The following is a 19,657-nucleotide window of genomic DNA, read 5'->3' on the forward strand; positions in this document are numbered from 1 at the left end:
CGGGCTACGGGCTACGGGCTACGGGCTATGCAGGCCTGAGCGGGTGGGAGCGAATTTATTCGCGATGAATTGGCTCCATCGGGAACAAGTTCCCTCCCACGGGGCTATGGGTTATGAGCTGCTAGCAATGGGTAGGGGGTATCCTGATGCTCGCGGCTCGCGGTCTGTGCGGCGCTCGGCGCTTGCGCTATCGTGGGCGCAACCGCCGAGCGTCATCGAGCCCGCCAGGAGAAAGCCATGACCGTAATGACCGCCGCCGCCATCGAGGAATTTCTCGACGAGGTATTCCCCCATCGTCAGGGCACCATCGAAGGGGTCGACGAGATGCGCGCCACCATGAGCCTGGCGATCGAGGACGAGCATCTGCGTCCCGGCGCCTGTGTCTCCGGGCCGAGCATGATGGCGTTGGCGGATGTCTGTCTATACGTGGCGATCCTCGCTCAGATCGGTCCCGAGGCGATGGCGGTGACCAGCGACCTGAACTGCCACTTTCTGCGCCGTGCTCGCGGCGATCGCGACCTGATCGCCAATGCCCGGCTGGTCAAGCTCGGCCGGCGCCTGGCGGTGGGCGAGGTCGAGCTGTTCTCGGCCGGCGACGATCAGCCGGTGGCGCTGGTCACGGCGACCTACGTACTGCCCGATCAGGACGAGGACGACTGAATCATCTCGCCGGGCGAGCCCGCCCGGCGCAGACCGCCAGCGCCAGCCAGCCAGCCATCAGCAGCAGCCCACCCAGCGGCGTGACCGGCCCCAGCCAGCGAGCACCGGTCAGCACCAGCAGGTACAGCGAGCCCGAGAACAGCGCGGCTCCCGAAGCCCACAGCGCCAGCACCAGGCGCTGACCGCGCAGCGGCTGGATCTGACGCCAGACCAATACCCCGAGCATCGCCAGGGTATGCCAGACCTGGTAGCGCACGGCCGTGTCGAAGGTCTCGAGCAGACCCGGCGCGACGTCCCCCTGCAGGCCGTGGGCACCGAACGCGCCGGCGGCCACGCCGAGCAAACCGCTCAGCGCGACGCCAATCCAGGTAAACCGATGGGGCATGGCGAAGCACTCCTGACTTGGTGAATCATATAGGCCGTGAAAGCGCATCCGGTCGGCCGCGCAAAGCACCGAGGCTTTCGTCGTCGATGTGGCTCGCTATGATGCCGCCCGTCGACCCGCCTGGCGAGCCGGTATTCGATCCCAAGGTGCGCAACGAGCCCGAACAGGTCGATAGCGATGTCTGGCCGCCGCGAGATATCTGATTGCGGGATGTCTGCGGCAACGTTTGGCGTTAAAATGATGGCCCGTCTTCGGAACGGGCCGTTAACGCTTTGATCATTGGATGCACAGACGTCATGCAGATTCAGCTCAATGGCCAGCGCCATACGCTCGACGGCGAACCGACCCTCGACGACCTGGTCGCGACGCTGGGCCTGACGGGGCGGCGCATCGCGATCGAGGTCAACGAAGCGATCGTGCCGCGCAGCCAGCACACCGCGACCCGGCTGGCCGACGGCGACCGGGTCGAAGTGGTCCACGCCATCGGCGGTGGTTGATCGCCGCGGCAGGACGACCGCAGGTGCGCAGGCCACCGCGACTACTCTCGGAGCCATTATGACCGACCTTCAACTCGACCGGCCTTGGCGGGTCGCCGAACGTACGTTCCATTCGCGGCTGCTGGTCGGCACCGGCAAGTACCGCGATCTCGACGAGACCGCGGCGGCGGTCGCCGCCAGCGGCGCCGAGATCGTCACCTTCGCCGTGCGCCGCACCAATCTCGGCCAGAGTCCCGACGAGCCCAACCTGCTCGACGCCGTGTCCCCCGAGCGTTACACGCTGCTGCCCAATACCGCCGGCTGCTATACCGCCAAGGACGCCGTACGGACCTGCAAGCTGGCGCGGGAACTGCTCGACGGCCACAACCTGGTCAAGCTCGAGGTGCTGGGCGACGACCAGACGCTGTATCCCAACGTGGTCGAGACGCTCAAGGCCGCCGACGAGCTGGTCCGCGACGGCTTCGAGGTGATGGTCTACACCAGCGACGATCCGATCGTCGCCCGCGAACTCGAGGCGCTCGGCTGTAGCGCGGTAATGCCGCTGGGCTCACTGATCGGCTCGGGCCATGGCCTGCTCAACCCGGCGAATCTGGCGCTGATCGTCGACAACGCCAGCGTGCCGGTGCTGGTCGACGCCGGCATCGGCACCGCCTCCGACGCGGCGCTGGCGATGGAGATGGGCTGCGCCGGGGTGCTGATGAACTCGGCGATCGCTCACGCCCGCCACCCGATCGTCATGGCCGGGGCCATGAAGAAGGCCATCGAGGCCGGCCGCGAGGCCTTCCTTGCCGAGCGCATGCCGCGGCGCTCGCGCGCCGAGGCGTCATCGCCGGTCAGCGGGCGGATCAACTCCTGAGTGCATGAGATGAGTGACAACCCTTTGAGCGTCGAGAGCGAGACCTCGTCAGCCGGCGATTCGCGTCCGCGGCGCGGCATCAAGAGCTATGTGCTGCGCGCCGGGCGCATGACCGTCGCCCAGACCCGCGGCCTCGAGGAGGTCTGGCCGCGTCTGGGACTGAGCGTCGTCGATGGCCCGCTGAATCTCGATGCCCTGTTCGGGCGCGCCGCGCCGCGGGTGGTGGAGATCGGCTTCGGCATGGGCGCCTCGCTGATCGAACAGGTGCAGGCCCACCCGGAAACCGACTTCATCGGTATCGAGGTGCACGCCCCGGGGGTGGGCAAGCTGCTCGACGAGGCCGACAAGCGCCAATTGAGCAACCTGCGGGTGTATCGCGAGGATGCCCTGGAGGTGCTGTCCCGGTGCATCCCCGAGGCCAGCCTCGACGGTCTGCAGCTATTCTTCCCCGATCCCTGGCCGAAGAAGAAGCATCACAAGCGGCGCATCGTCCAGCCGACCTTCGTCGAGCTGGTGCGCACCCGGCTCAAGCCCGGCGGCACGCTGCACATGGCCACCGACTGGCAAGCCTATGCCGAACACATGTCCGAGGTCATGGCCGCGGCCCCCGGCTATCGCAACACCGCGGCCGAGGGCGATTACGTGGCGCGCCCCGCGTTTCGCCCGCTGACCAAGTTCGAAAGCCGCGGCGCGAAGCTCGGTCATGGCGTTTGGGACCTGCTTTTCGCGCGGACCGATTGAGAAAAACCGCCGCCGCTGCATGCCGTCCCGAGGCCGCTCATCGAGCGGCCTTTTCATGCGTCTGACAGGGGCGGCGCTCGATAAAAAAACCGCCCGGGAGGGCGGCTGTAAGACCGTGACTAGCTTGATGAGGAGATAACCATGGCAGGAACCTGACATTCGCTGCGATGGTCCGTGGCGCTTTGGCAAACGCCACAATCAAAAGGTAATAGTTCTCATTTGTTCTGTCAATCTAAAAGAGACATATTTTCAACAAGTCCTCGCGCCAATCGCCGGCCGCCGGATTCGCGCTAGCCGGTCAGCGCCAGCCAGGCCGGCAGGCTGAGCATGGCGAGTAGCGTCTGGCCAGTGATCAGCGCCGCCATCAATTCGGCATCACCGCCCAGTTGGCGCGCCAGGATATAGGCCGAGGTGGCGGTGGGCAGGGCGGCGAAGAGCAATGCGACGTCACGGCTGACCGGGTCGAGCCCGGTCAGCCAGGCCAGCGCCAGCACCAGGGCCGGCATCAACACCAGCTTGACCAGGTTGGCGCTCCACACGCCGCGATCGAGGCGCGCCAGCGCACGTGGCCGCAGTGCCACGCCCACCGCCACCAGGCCGAGTGGCAGTGCGGCGCGACCCAGCAGGCCGACGGCCTGCTCGCTCCACCCCGGCAGCCCAAGGCCCGATAAATTGAGGGCAATGCCAATGAGACAGGCCAGGATCAGCGGGTTGCGGGTCAGCGCCGCGAAGCTCTTGGCAAGGCTCGACGGGCCCAGGGTGCCGGCGGCGATGAAGCACGCCACGCACAGTACGTTGACCACCGGCACCATCAGCGCCACCGCCACCGCGGCGACCGTCGCCCCGGCGTTGCCATGCAGGGCAGCCGCACCGGCAACGCCGACGTAGGTATTGAAGCGCAATGCGCCCTGGAACACCGACGTGAACGCCGCCGCGTCGAGTCCCAGCGCGGGACGGGCCCACCACAGCGCGACCGCGAAGCCGGCGATGGCACCCAGCAGCACGATGGCCACGCGACCCACCGGAACCTGGGAGACATCGGCGGTGGCCAGCGTGGAAACCAGCATGGCGGGAAACAGCAGAAAATAGATCAGGCGCTCCATCTGCACCCAGAAATCGCCGCCGGGCAGGCGTCGCCAGCCGAGCAGGGCGCCCAGCAGGATCAATAGAAACAGCGGACCCAGGGCGCCTTGAACGCTGCTCATCGAACTCTCCTTCTTGCTGCGAGGCCGGGCGCCGTGGCTTGATGCCTTGACCCTCATCACGCGGAGATCCACAAAAAACCCCCGCACGGCTGGCATGCGGGGGTGAGCGAGCCTTTCGCGGCTGACTCTCTTGGGCGTGCTTAGCCGTTCTGGTCACTATTGCCGGCGTTGGCGCTATCACCCTGACCCTGATTGCTTTCGTTCTGGCTCTGGCTGTTTCCTGACTGGCCTGAAGCCTTCGCCTCGGCCTTGGTCACGTCAAGCAGCTCGACCTTGAAGGTCAGTGCCTGGTTAGGGCCGATCGGGCCGCCGGTTCCGGCCGGGCCGTAGGCCAGGTCGGACGGCAGATAGACCATCCAGGTATCGCCAACGCTCATCATCTTCAGCGCTTCCTGCCAACCGGGGATGACCTGATCGACGCGGAACTCGACCGGCTCGCCACGCTCGTAGGAACTGTCGAAGACAGTGCCATCGGTCAGCTTGCCTTCGTAATCGACCTTGACGGTATCGTTGGCATCCGGCGAGGCGCCATCACCTGATTCGAGCACCTTGTACTGCAGACCCGAGTCGGTGACCTTGACGCCGTCCTTCTTGGCGTTTTCGGCGAGGAACTCTTCGCTCTCGGCCTTGTTCTGCTCGGCGGCCTGCTTGGCCTGCTTCTGACGTTCGGCGTTCTGCTGCTGCTGGAACTGGGTCAGCGCCTGAGTCATCTCCTCCTTGCTCATCTGCAGATCGTCGCCGGCATAGACGTCCTCGACGGCCTGCGTGAAGCTGGCGATATCCAGGTCCTGGATATCCTGGGAGAGACTCTGGCCGAGCGTTACGCCGATGCTGTAGCTGAGCTTCTGCTGGTCGCTCTGGGGAGCGGCGAGGGCCCACGGCGCGCTGGCCAGTAGCGTCAAGGCAACGGCGGTCACCTGAATTTTCATGAAATCTCCTCGTTATCGTGGTTCGGCATGCGATGTACAGTCTTTCGGTGGGCGATGGCTCGCAGCCGCCCAACCGCTAGTGGGACTCTAACAGGGCGTGTCAGGTTCCGCATCCATGCACATCCCCGCTTACGGACCCCGACTTGACATTGCCATGGCTTTGCTCTTCTCTGGATTAACATCGACAACGAAAGGGGAACGTGATGCAAATGCGCAATTTCATGATCGGTGTTACCGCCTTGGGTATGGTGGGTACCGCTTCTTCGGCATTCGCCGAAACTTGGCGCTTCGGCCTCGAGGAGACCGAAGGCAGCGTTCAGTACAGCTACGCCGAAGAATTCAAGAAGATGATCGAGGAGAAGAGCGAAGGTGACATCACCGTGCAGCTTCTCCCCTATGGATCCTGGGGGTCGAACTACACGGCGCTTTACGATGCCATCCAGAACGGTTCGATACAGATCGGTTTCGGCTCGGGCTTTCTCGGTGGCACGGTGCCCGAAAGCCAGCTGATGAGCCTCAACTTCGTCATGCCGAACGACCAGCTTCAAACGGCGCAGATACTCAACTCCGATGAGTTCCTGAAAAGCGATCCGTGGCAGCAGTCATTCCGTGAGCGTGATCTGGTTCCGCTGGCTGCCCTGCCCGAGGGTTACCAGGTCTGGACTGCCAACAAGGAGATCCGCACCCCGGAAGACATGCAGGGGTTGCAGATTCGCGTCATGGACAACAGCCTGCTGCGCAAGACTTACCAGGCCTACGGCGCATCGCCGATCACCATCGCTTACGGTGAGTTGTACAGCGCTCTGCAGCAGGGCCAGGCGGAAGGCAATATCCAGCCGGTTTTCGCCCACGAGAACATGGGCTTCTACGAAGTTCAGGACTACATGATCTTCGCCGACCAGTCGCAGTTCATCGCCAATCTGATCGGTAACCTCGATTGGTATGAAGGGCTGTCCGACGAGCAGCGTCAGACCCTCGACACCACGCTGGATGAAATGGTCCAGAAAGGCCACGACATCCAGACCCAGTTCAATACCGAGCGTCTTGATACCATCAAGGAAAAGAGCGATATCAACATCATCAAGCTGACTGATGAAGAACGCGCCAAGTTCCGCGAACTCGCCAAGCCGGTTCGCCAGGTCTATGTCGATTTGGTCGGTGAGCGTGGCAAGCAGTCGCTGGATATCCTGCTCGAGCAGATCAAGCAGAGCCAATCCGGCAACCAGGACTCCTGATAGCGAGACCCGCGCGTCGGCCAGGGTAGCTGGCTAGTCGACCCCCTGCCCGGAAGCGAGAGCTTCCGGGCAGTTTCGTTTGTCTGTACGAAGATTTCGCTCCAGGCACAGGGTTGGCCGTGGCATTAACTTTTCACCAGATAACCAGGCGGCGCGGCCGTATGGTGGCATGAGCGTGGGTCAGCGCGGAGAGCGGCCCGGCGCCGGGCCGGGCCGACGGGATCAATCGCCGCCCAGCGAGGGCAGTAGCAGGGAGATCTGCGGGAACAGAATTAGCACCAGGGTTGCCAATGCCAGGATAGCGATGAACGGCGGCGTGCCACGAATCACGTCCATGTAGGGCCGGCGGAACACGGCGATGGCCGTGAAGATGTCGACGCCGAAGGGCGGTGTCGCCGAGCCGATGGCTGCCTGCAGCGTGACGATCACGCCGACCTGCAACGGATCGAGCCCGGTGGATTGTACCAGCGGCTTGAAGATCGGCACCAGAATCAGGATGACCACGATCGGGTCGACGAACATGCAGCCGATAAAGAAAGCGACGGCAATCAGCAAAAGGGCCAGGAACTGATTGTCGCCGATGCCTTCGATGAGCGGGCCCAGGATCTTCTCCGGCACGCCGGCCGTACCCAGTGTCTGGGAGAAGGCGGCGCCAACGGCGACAAGGATGAAGACCACGGCGGTAATCATGCCGGTGGACAGGGCGAGGCTGCCGAGATCGCGGATCGAGACCTTGCGATAGATGATGACTTCGAGAATAAAGGCATAGGCCACGGCCACCGCGGAGGCCTCGACGGCACTGAAGAAGCCGCCGTAGATGCCTCCCACCACCAACACCGGAAAGCCCATCGGCAAAATCACCCGACGCATGGAGCGCAGGCGCTCGTTCCAGCTTGCCTGGGGCTCCGGAGTGATGCCTTTGAGGCGTGAGTCGATGTAACAATAGATCGCAAACATCGCCAGGATCAGCAACCCTGGCAGGATACCGGCCAGGAACAGATCGCCGATCGATATCTTCATCACCACGCCATAGATAATGAAGCCGATGCTGGGGGGAATCAGCAGGGCGATATCGCTAGAGTTGATGATCAGTGCCAGGGAGAAGTGGTCAGAGTAGCCCTTGGCCAGCAATCGCGGGCGCATGGGGGTACCTATGGCCACCACCGTAGCCTGCGTGGAACCGGAGACGGCGCCGAACAGGGCGCAGGCGGCAGCGGTGGTGATGGGCAGGCCGCCGCGAATGTGCCGGGTGAAGGTGTCGACCACATCCAGGAGCCGGTTGGCCGTATGGCCCTTGGTGAGGATGTCGGCGGCAAAGATGAACATGGGCACCGCCGCCAGCACCCAACTGCCCACACCGTTGATCATCCAGCTGACCGCTTGCTCGGGGCCGAAGAAGGTCATCCCGGTAAACATCATGAATAGCGTGCCTACGGCCAGGGGGACCATCATCGGGAACCCCAGCAGCAGTAACACGAGCATGGTCACACCTAGCCAAGTCAGCATGAAAAAGTCCTCGCATTTTTAGGGTCTTGGTGTAGTCGAGGAATCAAACGCCGCGCGAATCATCGCGATCGGGAGTTTGTTCGCCATCGTCCGTGGGAACCTCGGAATAGGTCTCCTTCTCGGTGAACGAACGGTAGATGTCGTCGCTCATGAGATTGCGCGCGATGGTCAGGACGTATTGGATGCCGGCCAGGGTGAAGCCGATGGGCAGCGCGAGGTAGATGGTCCACATGGGGATGCGAAGCGATGCACTGACCCGCCCGCGATCCTTCAATACCATTACGTAATCGATGGATTTATAGGCGAAATAAAACATCAATGCGGCCGTGCCCAGGCAAATCAAAATCAGCAGTGCCTTGCGTAGCCGGCCGCTGAGCAGATCGTAGATTGCCGACATGCTGATATGCCGGGCGTTGCGTGCGGCGTAGCCGATGCCGACGAAGGTAATGAGGATGATCAGCATCTCGGTGATTTCGTAGGTACCGGCAATGCCTTGCCCGAACACGAGGGTGCCAACCACATTGCCACTCATCAATGCGGCCATGACGAGTATGCTGCCACCGACGATAATGCGCTCGATCACGCCAAGCCCCCGATCGAGACCACCCAGGATGCGTAGCAGACCACCGGGGCGTTTCTGGCTATCGCCGGAAAACGGAGATGATGGAGTCATGTCGCAAGCTTTCCTTGTATTTGTCAGGATTGGCGCGCCGAGGGTGGCGGACATCCCGCTGAAAGTCACCGACAGCGTGGTCCATGGCCGAAGACACACCGCTTACCTTGAAGTTACAGGCTTTGTGGCGACAGTGCTACACGTCGTCCGGGCATGAAGTGCACGCAGACCGACCGCCAGTATCGCCAGCGAGCCGGCGAGCGCATCGTCGAGGGGGCCTCCCAAATGTCGGGCCAGGCGGCTATGCAGGTCACCGTCCCTGGCGCGCCAGGGCCGAACCCCGGCTGCGCACCGCGTCAAGGCCTGCAATTGCTCCAGAGCCTGGCGCTCGGCCATCAGCTCAGCGTGTTTGAGCCGTTCCCGCCAGTCATCCAATGGCGAGCCCGGCCGGGCCAGTGACTTGAGGGCGCGACGCCGGGCGCGCAGGGGACGGGTGTAGTGGGCCTGATGAGCGCGGACCGGCGCCAGAACCTGGCGGACGTTCGGAGTCGTCACTAGGCCAAGCTGATCCAGCCAGCCCAGCCACAATAGCTCGCAGACGTCGGCATCGGCCCGATCCTGCAGATCGAGGCAGGCGCTGGCGGTCGCCGGATCGGCATAGATCGCCAGGGCATAGCGCCAGAGCGCATCCGGGGCAGTCACGGCGAAGGGGGATTGGGTACCATGGTCGGTCATTAGCGACGACGGACAGCGTGTCCTGAAGCCTTACAGAGGATGTTTACAAAATAGGCGAACGAAGGCAAGACAAGGCGAAATTAAGTGAAAAAGCGCAGTTTACGAAGGGTAAATGAGCATTTTGAGGGCAATTTCAACGCCGTATTGCCGAGTGCAGGCATTTTGTAAGCACCCTCTTAGAGTCGACGGGAGAACATCATGATCGCATTACGCCAGCTGGCCCTGCAACGCGGCACCCAGCCGCTGTTCGAGGATGCCGAGCTGACCCTGCACCACGGTCACAAGGCCGGCATCGTCGGTGCCAACGGCAGCGGCAAGTCGAGCCTGTTCAAGCTGCTGCTCGGCGAACTGGCTCCCGATCGCGGCGAGGTCAGCCTGTCCGGCGGCCAGCGCATCGCCCACATGGCCCAGGAGGTCGAGTCGCTTTCGCGCCCGATCCTCGCCTACGTGCTCGACGGCGACCGCGAGCTGCGGCGTACCCAGGCCGCGCTCGAGATCGCCAGCGCCAACGGCGAGGCCCATCGCGAGGCCGAGCTGCACGGCCGGCTCGAGGCCCTCGACGGTTACAGTGCGCCGGCCCGGGCGGCGCGGCTGCTGGTCGGGCTGGGTTTTACACAGGCCGATCTCGCGCGCCCGCTGGCGGCATTCTCGGGCGGCTGGCGAATGCGCGTCAACCTTGCCCAGACGCTGTTCATGCCCTCCGACCTGCTGCTGCTCGACGAGCCCACCAACCACCTCGATCTGGACGCGCTGCTGTGGCTCGAGCAATGGCTGACGCGCTACCCCGGCACGCTGCTGCTGATCTCCCACGACCGCGACTTCCTCGACGCGGTATGCGACCACATCGTTCACGTCGACCAGCGCCGGCTGACGCTCTACAGCGGCAATTACACCACCTTCGAGCGCACCCGCGCCGACAAGCTCGCCCAGCAGCAGGCCGAGGCCGCCAAGCAGCAGGCGCGGCGCGAGGAGATCGAGCGCTTCGTGGCACGCTTTCGCGCCCAGGCGACCAAGGCGCGCCAGGCGCAGAGCCGGCTGAAGATGCTCGAACGCATGCAGACCATCGCCGTGGCGCACGTCGATTCGCCGTTCCACTTCACGCTGCCGTCCGCCGACAAGAGCTCGCATCCGCTGCTGGTGCTCGACGAGGCGCGGCTGGGCTATGCGGACGACTCGGCGCTGCTCGACGACGTCAAGCTGACCCTGCTGCCCGGCCAGCGCATCGGCCTGCTGGGCCCCAACGGCGCCGGCAAGTCGACGCTGATCAAGTCGCTGACCGGCGATTTGCCGCTGCTGGCCGGCAAGCGGGTGCCCGGCGAGCACTTGAAGATCGGCTACTTCGCCCAGCACCAGCTTGACGGGCTCGACCTCGCCGCCACGCCGTTCATGCACGTGCAGCGGTTGTCGCCGAGGGCCAGCGACCAGGCGATCCGCGATTTCCTGGGCGGCTTCGGCTTTCGCGGCGACGATGCCTTCGGCGAGGTGGCGCGCTGTTCCGGCGGCGAAAAAGCGCGCCTGGCGCTGGCGCTGGTGGCCTGGCAAAAACCCAACCTGCTGCTGCTCGACGAGCCCACCAACCACCTCGACCTGGAGATGCGCGAAGCGCTCACCGAGGCGCTCGCGGCCTTCGAGGGCACGGTGATCATCGTCTCCCACGATCGTCACCTGCTGCGCGCCACGGTCGACGCGTTCTGGCGGGTTGCCGACGGCAAGGTAACGCCCTTCGATGGCGATCTCGACGACTACCGGGCCTGGCTCAAGGCGCGACTCGAGGGCGCGCGGCGCGAAGCGCGAGCCGAGAAGGCCGGTGCGGTGACGGCCGAGGTGCCGCCAGCCGACCGCAAGGCCTCGCGGCGTGCCGCCGCCGAGCTGCGCGACAAGCTGCGCCCGCTCAAGCGCGAGCGCGACAAGGTCGAGCGGCGCATGAGCGAGGCTCAAGGGCGGCTCGCCACACTCGAGGCGGCGCTGGGCGAACCCGCGCTTTATACCGAGGCGACGCGCAAGACCGAGCTGACCGATCTGCTGGCCCGCCAGGGCGAGCTCAAGGCCGAGGTAGACGCACTCGAGCAGGCCTGGCTCGAGGCCGAGGAGAAACTGGAACGGCTGGAGGCCGAGCTGGTCGGCGCAAACTGAGTCTGGCTCGCTTGCTCGATGGAGGTGATTCAGGTTTCCAGCAGAAAGGTCACCGGTCCTTCGTTGACCAACGCAACCTGCATGTCGGCGCCGAACTCGCCGCTGGCGACGCGCGGCCAGGCCTGGCGCGCCTCGCCGAGCAGATAGTCGAACAGCCGTCGGCCCTCGTCGGGCGGGGCCGCGCTGGAAAAGCTCGGCCGCAGGCCCTTGCCGGTATCGGCGGCCAGGGTAAACTGCGAGACCAGCAGCAGTCCGCCGTCGGCCTGTTTCAGGTCGCGGTTCATCTTGCCGGCCTCGTCGCCGAACACCCGGTAGTGCAGCAACTTGTGCAACAGCGTGTCGGCGCGTGTCGTATCGTCGCCCTTTTGCACGCCGATCAGTGCCAGCAGGCCGTGATCGATGGCGCCGACGGTCTGTCCATCGACCGCCACGCTGGCGCGACTGACGCGTTGGATCAATGCTCGCATGAGAATTCCGATGGCAAGAAACACATCGGAGACGAGCGTAGCATGGTCCGGGCGCAACGAGCGCAGCGCGAGGATGTCCGTGAAATGAGTCTGCGATGTCCGTGAAATGAGTCTGCGGTCCGCGACATCTACGTCGAACGGGCCGACGAGCGCGGCAGGCGAACCCTGAATACGCTCGCCAAGGCCATTCAGGCGGCCGAGCGAGAAAAGCCGCAGCCGATTGCCGTGACGCGGCCGCGGCTTGTGAACCCAAGGCCCGGCGGATGGCGAGCGGGCCGGGCAGCCACCGCCAAGAGGCCCGCTACCAGGCCCGACAGATCATCAGATCGCAGTGAGGGTCGGCGAGCAGCTGCTCGTTAAGGACATTGTAATGATCTCGGCCCCGGCGGTATTGGTTGCTCAGCGCCAGCAGATCCGGGGGCAGGCGACGCAGACGGCTCGCCAGCACCTCGTCCGGATCGCCTTGTTCGAGCACCAGTTCGAGTTCGGGCACGTCGCCCAGCTCGTCAAGCAGCGCGTCGACCTCGCGCTCGAGTTGACGACGCAGCCCCGCGAGCTCGCTATCGCGCCAGCGGGCATAGTCGCTATTCGAGGCGAGTTCATGTTCGCCGGGGATGTCCCAGGCGTAGAGCAGCGTCAGGCAGGCCTCGGGGAAGCGGGTCAGGGCCTGTCGCAGGACCTGACGACCGGCCATGGAAAAGTCGACGGGAACCAAGATGTCGCGCCACGGCTGATCGGGCGAATGGCTGACCGAGAATACCGGACAGGGCGCGCTGCGCATTACCCGGGCCAGGGTGGTACCGCCAACCAGGTCGGGCTGGCCACGCTTGCGATGGGTACCGAGCATGATCAGCGAGGCCTTGCGTTCGTGGGCCTCGCGCACAATCTCGGCATACGGTTCGCCGGTCATGGTCTGAATCAACACTTCCGGCTCGGGCAGCGCATAATCCTCGCGCAGATCCTGCAGGGTGCGTTCCATGTCGGCGACCACGGCGTCTTCAAGATCGCGCAGCGCCTGGTGCGGCAAATGCGGATCGAGCACATGCAGCACGTCGAGGCGCGCGCCGTTGTCCACGGCCAGGCGCACCGCCCGGGCGAAAGCGGCACGATTCTCGGCGGAAAGGTCACAGGCAAACAGCAGGGTCTGAGGCATGGCGGCATCCTCCCACGATTGTCACTCGGCGAGTCGCTCGGCGGCGACGAACCCGCAAGCGTGATTGGAAGCATGGTGCGCCCTGTCGCGGTCTGCAAGTTTCGCCGGCCGGCTACCACCAGGCATGGAAATGATGCACCGGCCCGCGGCCACGGCCGACGCTGAGCCGCTCGCTCGCGTGCAGCGCCTGGCTGAGCCACACCTTGGCATGCTGGACCGCGCTGACCAGCGGTTCGCCCCGGGCCAAGTGGGCGGTGATCGCCGAGGACAGCGTGCAGCCGGCGCCATGCAGATTGCGGGTGGCGATGCGCTCGGCCTCGAGCCAGCTGCTGCCCTCGGCGGAACCCAGCAGATCCGGACAGCGCTCGCCGTCGAGATGGCCGCCCTTGAGAAGCACGTGCGGGGCGCCCAGCTCGAGCAGTCGGGGGAGCAGCGCCTGCATGGCGTCGCTGTCGCGCGGCGTGTCGGCATCGAGCAGTACCGCCGCTTCGGGCAGGTTGGGCGTGATCAGGTCGACGCAGGGTACCAGCAGCTCGCGGACCGCCTGGATGCCTTCGTCGTCGACCAGGATGTCGCCGCTCTTGGCGACCATCACCGGGTCGAGCACCACCCAGCGCGGCCGCCGGCGCTGCAGGCACTCGCGCACGGTTTCGGCGACCTCGCGGCCGGCGATCATGCCGATTTTCACGGCGTCGATGGCGACGTCGTCGAGCAGGGTGTCGAATTGCTCGGCGATGAACGCGGCGGGCACCGGCTGCACGCCGCTGACGCCGCGAGTATTCTGCGCGGTCAGTGCGGTGATCACGCTGGTGGCGTAGGTGCCCAGCGCCGAGAAGGTCTTGAGGTCGGCCTGGATGCCGGCCCCCCCCGAGGGATCCGAGCCGGCGATGGTCAATACATTGGCGATACGAGGAGTCGCGGACATTATCGGATGCAGCTTGCGTTGGAAAAGCTATAGCCTAGTGCATCGGGCGGGGTGTCGGCCATGCTGAGCCTGTTTCTGGTGGCGCTGGCCAGTGCCACGGTGCTGCCCGGCGGCTCGGAGGCGTGGCTGGCGCGCCAGTGGTGTCTCGGCGAGCCACCCTTGGCGCTATGGGGCGTGGCCACACTGGGCAATACGTTAGGCAGTCTGATCAACGTTGCCCTGGGACGCTATGCCCGCAATTTCCAGGGGCGTCGCTGGTTCCCCGTCTCGGTGAGCGCCCTGGTACGCGGCGAGCGCTGGTACGCCCGGCTGGGTGCATGGAGCCTGCTGCTAAGCTGGGCCCCGCTGGTGGGCGATGCGTTGACCATGCTGGCCGGCGTGATGCGCCTGCCCTGGTGGCGCGCGAGCCTGTTGATCTTGATCGCCAAGGGTGTACGCTACGCCGTGCTGCTCTGGCTGGCCGGCCGCTGGCTGGCGCCGCTGTGCTGAATCGCGATCGGCACTCAAGGATGGCCTCCAGCCGCCGATAGCGTATTCTTGAGATGGGCGGGAGATGAGTATGAATGTTTATCAGTCAGCGTGGGTGAGCCGAAAGTACCGCTTGCCTCTGACAATTCTCTAATGATCTCCTATGCTTGACCCGTACGGGCAAAGGCCAGGCCTCAAAAACTACAATCAATGATCGCTGAGCGATTGGGTCTGCCTGCCGTTCATGGTTTTAACGAGGGAATGCATGAACCAGAACGCTACCGCGATCATCGCGCAATACTGGGCCGCCGGCCTGTTTGTCGTTGCCGTCGTCGCCCTGTGCGCCTTCATGATCGGTGCCGCCAGTCTGCTCGGTGGGCGCAGCAAGGGACGCAGCAAGTCCCTGCCGTTCGAGTCCGGGGTGGTGGGCACGGGTAGTGCTCGCCAGCGTTTTTCCGCCAAGTTTTACCTGGTCGCGATGCTCTTCGTGATCTTCGATATCGAGGCCGTGTTCCTGTTCGCCTGGGCCGTATCGGTGCGCGAGGTGGGCTGGGCCGGTTTCGCCGGGGCGGCGGTGTTCATTTTCATTCTGCTCGCCGGCCTGGTTTACGACAGCCGTGTCGGCGCCCTCGACTGGGCTCCCAAACGCAAGATGCGCGATCCCGGTTCCTGAGCCGGACGCTCCGGCCTTGCTATGCAGCAAGACCCGATACCGGATGCTCAATAACGACGTGGCAGCTAGCCGCTAGCTGGAGGAGATGCATGGCTTATACCCTCACGCGTGTCGAAGACGCCGTGTCAGCGGACGCACGTTATCCACTGGGCGAGCGTCAGCGGGTCGAGGACGACCCGCTGAAGCAGCAGATCCATCGCAGCGTCTTTACCGGCAAGTTGGAGGAGGTGCTCAATTCGGCCGTCAACTGGGGACGCAAGAATTCCCTGTGGCCCTACAATTTCGGCCTGTCGTGCTGTTACGTGGAGATGACCACGGCCTTTACCGCGCCGCACGACATCGCCCGTTTCGGCGCCGAAGTGATTCGCGCCTCCCCGCGCCAGGCGGATTTCATGGTCATCGCCGGAACCTGCTTCATCAAGATGGCGCCGGTCATCCAGCAGCTCTACGACCAGATGCTCGAGCCCAAGTGGGTGATCTCGATGGGCTCCTGCGCCAACTCGGGAGGCATGTACGACATCTACTCGGTGGTCCAGGGCGTCGACAAGTTTCTGCCGGTGGACGTTTACGTGCCCGGTTGTCCGCCTCGCCCAGAGGCCTTCCTGCAGGGCTTGCAGCTGCTTCAGGACTCGATCCAGGAGGAGCGGCGGCCGTTGTCGTGGGTGGTCGGCGACCAGGGCGTCTACCGCGCCGACATGCCCTCGCAGCGCGAGAAAGCGCGGGCCCAGCGCATCCAGGCCACCGAATTGCGTACGCCCGACAGCATCTGAGCGCGCTTTCATTTTTTGTCGCAGGAGCCAATTCACGTCCATGAGCGTTGCCATACCGACCCCCGATTCGACGGCCGCCGACGATCCCGTCGTCGGTGCGCTCAAGCAGCGCTTCGGCGATCAAGCCATCCTCGAGCAGGCGACGCTGACCGGCATGCCGGTGCTGTGGGTGGCCCGGGAGATAGTGATCGAGGCACTGAGCTTCTTGCGCGACATGCCCGAGCCGTTCGATATGCTCTACGACCTGTCGGCGATCGACGAACGTCTGCGCGGCAACCGACGCGGCCTGCCCGCCGCGGATTTCACGGTCTTCTATCAGCTGCTGTCGATCTCGCGCAACCGCGACGTGATGCTCAAAGTGGCATTGCACGAGGATGACCTGGCATTGCCCACCAGTGTGTCGCTCTACCCCAACGCCAACTGGTACGAGCGCGAAGTGTGGGACATGTTCGGCGTCGACTTTCGCGGCCATCCGCATCTCACCCGGATCCTCATGCCGCTGACCTGGCAAGGCAATCCGCTGCGCAAGGATCACGGCGCGCGGGCCACCGAGTTCGACCCCTACACCCTGACCGTCGAAGGCCAGCGTGTCGAGCAGGAGGCGTTGCAGTTCAAGCCCGAAGACTGGGGCATGCAGCGCGAGAACGCCGACACCGAATTCATGTTCCTCAACCTGGGGCCCAACCACCCTTCCGCCCACGGTGCCTTCCGCATCGTCCTGCAGCTCGACGGCGAGGAGATCGTCGACTGCGTGCCGGATATCGGCTATCACCATCGTGGCGCCGAAAAGATGGGCGAGCGCCAGTCCTGGCACAGTTACATCCCCTATACCGACCGCGTCGACTACACCGGCGGGGTGATGAACAACTTCCCCTACATCCTGGCGGTGGAGAAGCTCGCCGGCATCCAGGTGCCCGAACGGGCCCAGACCATCCGCATCATGATGGCCGAAATGTTCCGCATCACCAGCCATTTGCTGTTCCTGGGCACCTATCTGCAGGACCTGGGGGCGATGACCCCGGTGTTCTTCACCTTCACCGATCGCCAGAAGGGCTACGAGGTGATCGAGGCGATCACCGGCTTTCGCATGCATCCGGCCTCGTTTCGCATCGGCGGAGTGACGATGGATCTGCCGCACGGCTGGGAAAAACTGGTGCAGGGCTTTCTCGACTGGATGCCCAAGCGGCTGCGCGAGTACGAACGGGCGATGATGGAGAACGCCATCGTCCGCGAACGGACCCGCCACGTCGCCGCCTTCACCACCCGCGAGGCGCTCGCCTGGGGGGTCACCGGGCCCAATCTGCGCGCCACCGGCTGCGATTTCGACCTGCGCAAGAAGCGCCCCTACGGCGGCTACGAGAACTTCGATTTCGAGGTGCCGCTGGGCGCCAACGGCGACGTCTTCGATCGCGGTCAGCTGCGCATCGAGGAGATGCGCCAGAGCCTGCGCATCATTCAGCAGTGCGTCGACCACATGCCGGCCGGCGACTACAAGGCCGACCATCCGCTGACCACGCCGCCGCCGCGCGAGAAGATGCTGCAGCACATCGAGACGCTGATCACCCACTTCCTGCAGGTGTCGTGGGGGCCGGTGCTCAAGCCCAACGAGTCGCAGCAGATGATCGAGGCGACCAAGGGCATCAACAGCTACTACCTGACCAGTGACGGCAACACCATGAGCTATCGCACGCGCATCCGCACGCCGAGTTTCCCGCACCTTCAGCAGATTCCCGCGTTGATGCGCGGTGGCTTCGTGCCCGACCTGATTGCCCACCTGGGCAGTATCGATTTCGTGATGGCCGACGTGGATCGCTGACATGACCGAGAGCGCACGACACATCGCCAGCGATGGCGAAGGCTTCACCCTTGCCGACGAGGATCGCCGGGCGATCGAGCACGAGCGCGATCACTACGAGCAGCCCCAGGCGGCCTGCATCGAGGCGCTCAAGATCGTCCAGCGCCGCCACGGCTGGGTGCCCGACGCGGCGATCCCCGCCATCGCCGAGGTGCTGGACATCGGTCCCGCTTCCGTCGAGGGCGTGGCGACGTTTTACAGCCTGATCTTTCGTCAGCCGGTGGGGCGCCACGTGATCCTGATCTGCGACAGCAGTTCCTGCTTCCTGACGGGCTACGAGGAACTCGGCGACGCCCTGGACAAACGCCTTGGTATCGGCCTGGGTCAGACCACCGCGGACGGCCGCTTCACCCTGCTGCCGGTGTGCTGCCTGGGCGCCTGCGATCGCGGCCCGGCGATGATGATCGATGACGATACCTTCGGCCCCATCGCGCCTGACGATCTGGATGAACTCCTGGAGGCCTATCCATGAATGCGATACCCAAGGATTCCCGGCTGCGCTACCACTGCCAACTGCGCCAGAGCGCCGCCGAGCGCCGCGCCGACACCCACCCGCTGACCTGGCGGCTGCGCGAGGACGGCGCGCGGGTCGGGCTCGAGGAGTATCGCGACAAGGAAGGCTATCGCGCCGCCGCCCACGCCCTGGAGCATTGTTCCAGCGCCGACGTGATCGACACCATGAAGAAGGCCAACGTGCGTGGCCGCGGCGGCGGCGGTTTCTCCGCCGGCGTCAAGTGGGGGCTGACCCAGGTGGGCGACCATCTGCCGCGCGGCTATCTGGTCTGCAACGCCGACGAGATGGAGCCGGGCACCTTCAAGGACCGCCTGCTGCTCGAGCAATTGCCACACCTGCTGATCGAGGGCATGATCATCGCCGGCTACGCCAACCGCTCGCGCTTCGGTTACATCTTCCTGCGCGGCGAATATGTCGAGGCGGCGCATTCCCTGGCCGTGGCCATCGAGGAGGCGCGGGAAGCGGGCTGGCTGGGCAGCAACGTCGCCGGCAGCGGTTACGATTTCGACATCGCCCTGCACACCGGCGCCGGACGCTATATCTGCGGCGAGGAGACCGCGCTGATCAGCTCGCTGGAGGGCAAGCGCGCCAACCCGCGCGCCAAGCCGCCGTTTCCGGGCCAGTCCGGCGCCTGGGGCAAGCCGACGGTGGTCAACAACGTGGAGACCCTGTGTAACGCCCCGGCGGTGATGCGCCACGGCGCGGACTGGTATCAGGGCCTGTCCGGCGGCCTCAGCGACGATGGCGGCACCAAGCTCTATGGCGTCTCGGGGCTGGTCGAGCGTCCCGGCCTGTGGGAACTGCCCATCGGCACCAGCGGCCGGGAAATTCTCGAGCGCGCCGGGGGCATGCGCGAGGGCCATACCCTCAAGGCCTGGTTGCCCGGCGGCGGCAGTACCGGCTTCCTGCTGCCCGAGCACCTCGATCTGGCCCTGGACTTCGACACCATCGGCCAGCACGGCAGCCGTCTGGGCACCGGGCTGCTGACGGTGGTCAGCGAACGTCAGAGCATCGTATCGCTGCTGCGCAATCTCGAGCAGTTCTTCGCCCGTGAGTCGTGCGGCTGGTGCACGCCGTGTCGCGACGGCCTGCCGTGGACGGTAAAGCTCCTCCAGGCCCTGGAGCGTGGCGAAGGCGAACAGGGTGACATCGAGATCCTCGAGCAGCACACCACGGACCTGGGGCCGGGATTGACCTTCTGTGCTCACGCGCCGGGGGCGGCGATGCCGCTTGAGTCGGCGCTCAAGTACTTCCGCGACGAATTCGAACGTGGCGTCACGCATCCGCCGCGTACCGCCCATGCGGACCCGATCCCGGTGGGCGAGGTATGAGCGGAT

Annotated in this window: 21 protein-coding genes; 12 read left to right on the forward strand and 9 right to left on the reverse strand. The window is 64.8% G+C overall.

Annotated elements, in window-relative coordinates; all coding sequences use genetic code 11:
* The first annotated feature begins 237 nt into the window (after window positions 1-237).
* A complete protein-coding gene (locus HALZIN_RS0114485; RefSeq protein ID WP_031384907.1) occupies window positions 238-660 on the forward strand; it encodes a PaaI family thioesterase in 423 nt (140 codons plus the stop codon).
* A 1-nt stretch (window position 661) separates the two neighbouring features.
* Here HALZIN_RS0114485 and HALZIN_RS0114490 read toward each other — a convergent pair whose 3' ends face one another.
* A complete protein-coding gene (locus HALZIN_RS0114490) occupies window positions 662-1,045 on the reverse strand; it encodes a DUF423 domain-containing protein (RefSeq protein ID WP_031384908.1) in 384 nt (127 codons plus the stop codon).
* Between the two features lie 296 nt (window positions 1,046-1,341).
* Here HALZIN_RS0114490 and thiS point away from each other — a divergent pair, with 296 nt between their 5' ends.
* From thiS to trmB, 3 genes are read left to right on the forward strand one after another with little or no spacing between them, the layout of a single operon-like run.
* Window positions 1,342-1,542 (forward strand): sulfur carrier protein ThiS, encoded by a 201-nt coding sequence (gene thiS, locus HALZIN_RS0114500; RefSeq protein ID WP_031384909.1) that lies wholly within the window; start codon window positions 1,342-1,344, stop codon window positions 1,540-1,542.
* Window positions 1,543-1,600: 58 nt separating this feature from the next.
* Complete coding sequence (locus HALZIN_RS0114505) at window positions 1,601-2,398, forward strand: thiazole synthase (RefSeq protein ID WP_031384910.1); 798 nt, start codon at window positions 1,601-1,603, stop codon at window positions 2,396-2,398.
* 9 nt (window positions 2,399-2,407) lie between these two features.
* On the forward strand, window positions 2,408-3,139 hold the full coding sequence (trmB, locus tag HALZIN_RS0114510; protein ID WP_031384911.1) for a tRNA (guanosine(46)-N7)-methyltransferase TrmB: 732 nt from the start codon (window positions 2,408-2,410) through the stop codon (window positions 3,137-3,139).
* 290 nt (window positions 3,140-3,429) lie between these two features.
* Here trmB and HALZIN_RS0114515 read toward each other — a convergent pair whose 3' ends face one another.
* Both HALZIN_RS0114515 and HALZIN_RS0114520 read right to left on the reverse strand, forming a co-directional pair.
* A complete protein-coding gene (locus tag HALZIN_RS0114515) occupies window positions 3,430-4,344 on the reverse strand; it encodes an AEC family transporter (protein ID WP_031384912.1) in 915 nt (304 codons plus the stop codon).
* A gap of 140 nt (window positions 4,345-4,484) precedes the next feature.
* Entirely contained in the window at window positions 4,485-5,273 is a 789-nt protein-coding gene (locus tag HALZIN_RS0114520; protein WP_051907538.1) for a BamJ family beta-barrel-assembly machinery protein, read from the reverse strand.
* 203 nt (window positions 5,274-5,476) lie between these two features.
* On the opposite strand from HALZIN_RS0114520, the gene dctP reads away from it, so the two are divergent.
* Entirely contained in the window at window positions 5,477-6,508 is a 1,032-nt protein-coding gene (gene dctP / locus HALZIN_RS0114525; RefSeq protein WP_031384914.1) for a TRAP transporter substrate-binding protein DctP, read from the forward strand.
* Window positions 6,509-6,730: 222 nt separating this feature from the next.
* On the opposite strand, the gene HALZIN_RS0114530 is transcribed toward dctP, so the two are convergent.
* From HALZIN_RS0114530 to HALZIN_RS17170, 3 genes are read right to left on the reverse strand one after another with little or no spacing between them, the layout of a single operon-like run.
* Window positions 6,731-8,014 (reverse strand): TRAP transporter large permease, encoded by a 1,284-nt coding sequence (locus HALZIN_RS0114530; protein WP_031384915.1) that lies wholly within the window; start codon window positions 8,012-8,014, stop codon window positions 6,731-6,733.
* Between the two features lie 43 nt (window positions 8,015-8,057).
* The gene (locus HALZIN_RS0114535) at window positions 8,058-8,741 is read right to left on the reverse strand and encodes a TRAP transporter small permease (protein WP_236254996.1); all 684 of its coding nucleotides are present in this window, start codon (window positions 8,739-8,741) and stop codon (window positions 8,058-8,060) included.
* 48 nt (window positions 8,742-8,789) lie between these two features.
* Entirely contained in the window at window positions 8,790-9,362 is a 573-nt protein-coding gene (locus HALZIN_RS17170) for a TIGR02444 family protein (RefSeq protein WP_051907540.1), read from the reverse strand.
* A 198-nt stretch (window positions 9,363-9,560) separates the two neighbouring features.
* Here HALZIN_RS17170 and HALZIN_RS0114545 point away from each other — a divergent pair, with 198 nt between their 5' ends.
* Window positions 9,561-11,495, forward strand: a complete 1,935-nt coding sequence (locus HALZIN_RS0114545; protein ID WP_031384918.1) for an ATP-binding cassette domain-containing protein — start codon at window positions 9,561-9,563, stop codon at window positions 11,493-11,495.
* A gap of 29 nt (window positions 11,496-11,524) precedes the next feature.
* Here the strand turns inward: HALZIN_RS0114545 and dtd are convergent, their stop codons facing one another.
* From dtd to thiD, 3 genes are all read right to left on the reverse strand, one after another.
* The gene (dtd, locus tag HALZIN_RS0114550) at window positions 11,525-11,962 is read right to left on the reverse strand and encodes a D-aminoacyl-tRNA deacylase (RefSeq protein WP_031384919.1); all 438 of its coding nucleotides are present in this window, start codon (window positions 11,960-11,962) and stop codon (window positions 11,525-11,527) included.
* Between the two features lie 301 nt (window positions 11,963-12,263).
* Window positions 12,264-13,115 (reverse strand): universal stress protein, encoded by an 852-nt coding sequence (locus tag HALZIN_RS0114555; RefSeq protein ID WP_031384920.1) that lies wholly within the window; start codon window positions 13,113-13,115, stop codon window positions 12,264-12,266.
* A 112-nt stretch (window positions 13,116-13,227) separates the two neighbouring features.
* Entirely contained in the window at window positions 13,228-14,040 is an 813-nt protein-coding gene (gene thiD / locus HALZIN_RS0114560; protein ID WP_031384921.1) for a bifunctional hydroxymethylpyrimidine kinase/phosphomethylpyrimidine kinase, read from the reverse strand.
* A 60-nt stretch (window positions 14,041-14,100) separates the two neighbouring features.
* On the opposite strand from thiD, the gene HALZIN_RS0114565 reads away from it, so the two are divergent.
* The 6 genes from HALZIN_RS0114565 to nuoF all read left to right on the forward strand — a co-directional run bounded on the left by HALZIN_RS0114565 (window position 14,101) and on the right by nuoF (window position 19,651).
* Complete coding sequence (locus tag HALZIN_RS0114565; RefSeq protein WP_031384922.1) at window positions 14,101-14,529, forward strand: YqaA family protein; 429 nt, start codon at window positions 14,101-14,103, stop codon at window positions 14,527-14,529.
* 244 nt (window positions 14,530-14,773) lie between these two features.
* Complete coding sequence (gene ndhC / locus HALZIN_RS0114570; RefSeq protein WP_031384923.1) at window positions 14,774-15,181, forward strand: NADH-quinone oxidoreductase subunit A; 408 nt, start codon at window positions 14,774-14,776, stop codon at window positions 15,179-15,181.
* 89 nt (window positions 15,182-15,270) lie between these two features.
* On the forward strand, window positions 15,271-15,951 hold the full coding sequence (locus HALZIN_RS0114575; protein WP_031384924.1) for an NADH-quinone oxidoreductase subunit B: 681 nt from the start codon (window positions 15,271-15,273) through the stop codon (window positions 15,949-15,951).
* Between the two features lie 40 nt (window positions 15,952-15,991).
* Window positions 15,992-17,767 carry an NADH-quinone oxidoreductase subunit C/D gene (nuoC, locus tag HALZIN_RS0114580; RefSeq protein ID WP_031384925.1) on the forward strand — a complete coding sequence of 592 codons (1,776 nt, stop codon included), beginning with the start codon at window positions 15,992-15,994 and terminating at the stop codon, window positions 17,765-17,767.
* A gap of 1 nt (window position 17,768) precedes the next feature.
* A complete protein-coding gene (nuoE, locus tag HALZIN_RS0114585; protein WP_031384926.1) occupies window positions 17,769-18,278 on the forward strand; it encodes an NADH-quinone oxidoreductase subunit NuoE in 510 nt (169 codons plus the stop codon).
* Window positions 18,275-19,651: an NADH-quinone oxidoreductase subunit NuoF gene (gene nuoF, locus HALZIN_RS0114590; RefSeq protein ID WP_031384927.1), complete on the forward strand. Its 1,377-nt coding sequence runs from the start codon at window positions 18,275-18,277 to the stop codon at window positions 19,649-19,651. The genes nuoE and nuoF overlap by 4 nt, the downstream gene beginning before the upstream one ends.
* Window positions 19,652-19,657: the final 6 nt, after the last annotated feature.

It is taken from the genome of Halomonas zincidurans B6 (genome assembly GCF_000731955.1).
GTDB lineage: Bacteria > Pseudomonadota > Gammaproteobacteria > Pseudomonadales > Halomonadaceae > Modicisalibacter > Modicisalibacter zincidurans.

Coding starts and splice junctions, on each gene's coding strand:
- HALZIN_RS0114485 (WP_031384907.1), top strand. CDS start 238: ATGACCGTAATGACCGCCGCCGCCATCGAGGAATTTCTCGACGAGGTA.
- HALZIN_RS0114490 (WP_031384908.1), bottom strand. CDS start 1,045: ATGCCCCATCGGTTTACCTGGATTGGCGTCGCGCTGAGCGGTTTGCTC.
- thiS (WP_031384909.1), top strand. CDS start 1,342: ATGCAGATTCAGCTCAATGGCCAGCGCCATACGCTCGACGGCGAACCG.
- HALZIN_RS0114505 (WP_031384910.1), top strand. CDS start 1,601: ATGACCGACCTTCAACTCGACCGGCCTTGGCGGGTCGCCGAACGTACG.
- trmB (WP_031384911.1), top strand. CDS start 2,408: ATGAGTGACAACCCTTTGAGCGTCGAGAGCGAGACCTCGTCAGCCGGC.
- HALZIN_RS0114515 (WP_031384912.1), bottom strand. CDS start 4,344: ATGAGCAGCGTTCAAGGCGCCCTGGGTCCGCTGTTTCTATTGATCCTG.
- HALZIN_RS0114520 (WP_051907538.1), bottom strand. CDS start 5,273: ATGAAAATTCAGGTGACCGCCGTTGCCTTGACGCTACTGGCCAGCGCG.
- dctP (WP_031384914.1), top strand. CDS start 5,477: ATGCAAATGCGCAATTTCATGATCGGTGTTACCGCCTTGGGTATGGTG.
- HALZIN_RS0114530 (WP_031384915.1), bottom strand. CDS start 8,014: ATGCTGACTTGGCTAGGTGTGACCATGCTCGTGTTACTGCTGCTGGGG.
- HALZIN_RS0114535 (WP_236254996.1), bottom strand. CDS start 8,741: ATGTCCGCCACCCTCGGCGCGCCAATCCTGACAAATACAAGGAAAGCT.
- HALZIN_RS17170 (WP_051907540.1), bottom strand. CDS start 9,362: ATGACCGACCATGGTACCCAATCCCCCTTCGCCGTGACTGCCCCGGAT.
- HALZIN_RS0114545 (WP_031384918.1), top strand. CDS start 9,561: ATGATCGCATTACGCCAGCTGGCCCTGCAACGCGGCACCCAGCCGCTG.
- dtd (WP_031384919.1), bottom strand. CDS start 11,962: ATGCGAGCATTGATCCAACGCGTCAGTCGCGCCAGCGTGGCGGTCGAT.
- HALZIN_RS0114555 (WP_031384920.1), bottom strand. CDS start 13,115: ATGCCTCAGACCCTGCTGTTTGCCTGTGACCTTTCCGCCGAGAATCGT.
- thiD (WP_031384921.1), bottom strand. CDS start 14,040: ATGTCCGCGACTCCTCGTATCGCCAATGTATTGACCATCGCCGGCTCG.
- HALZIN_RS0114565 (WP_031384922.1), top strand. CDS start 14,101: ATGCTGAGCCTGTTTCTGGTGGCGCTGGCCAGTGCCACGGTGCTGCCC.
- ndhC (WP_031384923.1), top strand. CDS start 14,774: ATGAACCAGAACGCTACCGCGATCATCGCGCAATACTGGGCCGCCGGC.
- HALZIN_RS0114575 (WP_031384924.1), top strand. CDS start 15,271: ATGGCTTATACCCTCACGCGTGTCGAAGACGCCGTGTCAGCGGACGCA.
- nuoC (WP_031384925.1), top strand. CDS start 15,992: ATGAGCGTTGCCATACCGACCCCCGATTCGACGGCCGCCGACGATCCC.
- nuoE (WP_031384926.1), top strand. CDS start 17,769: ATGACCGAGAGCGCACGACACATCGCCAGCGATGGCGAAGGCTTCACC.
- nuoF (WP_031384927.1), top strand. CDS start 18,275: ATGAATGCGATACCCAAGGATTCCCGGCTGCGCTACCACTGCCAACTG.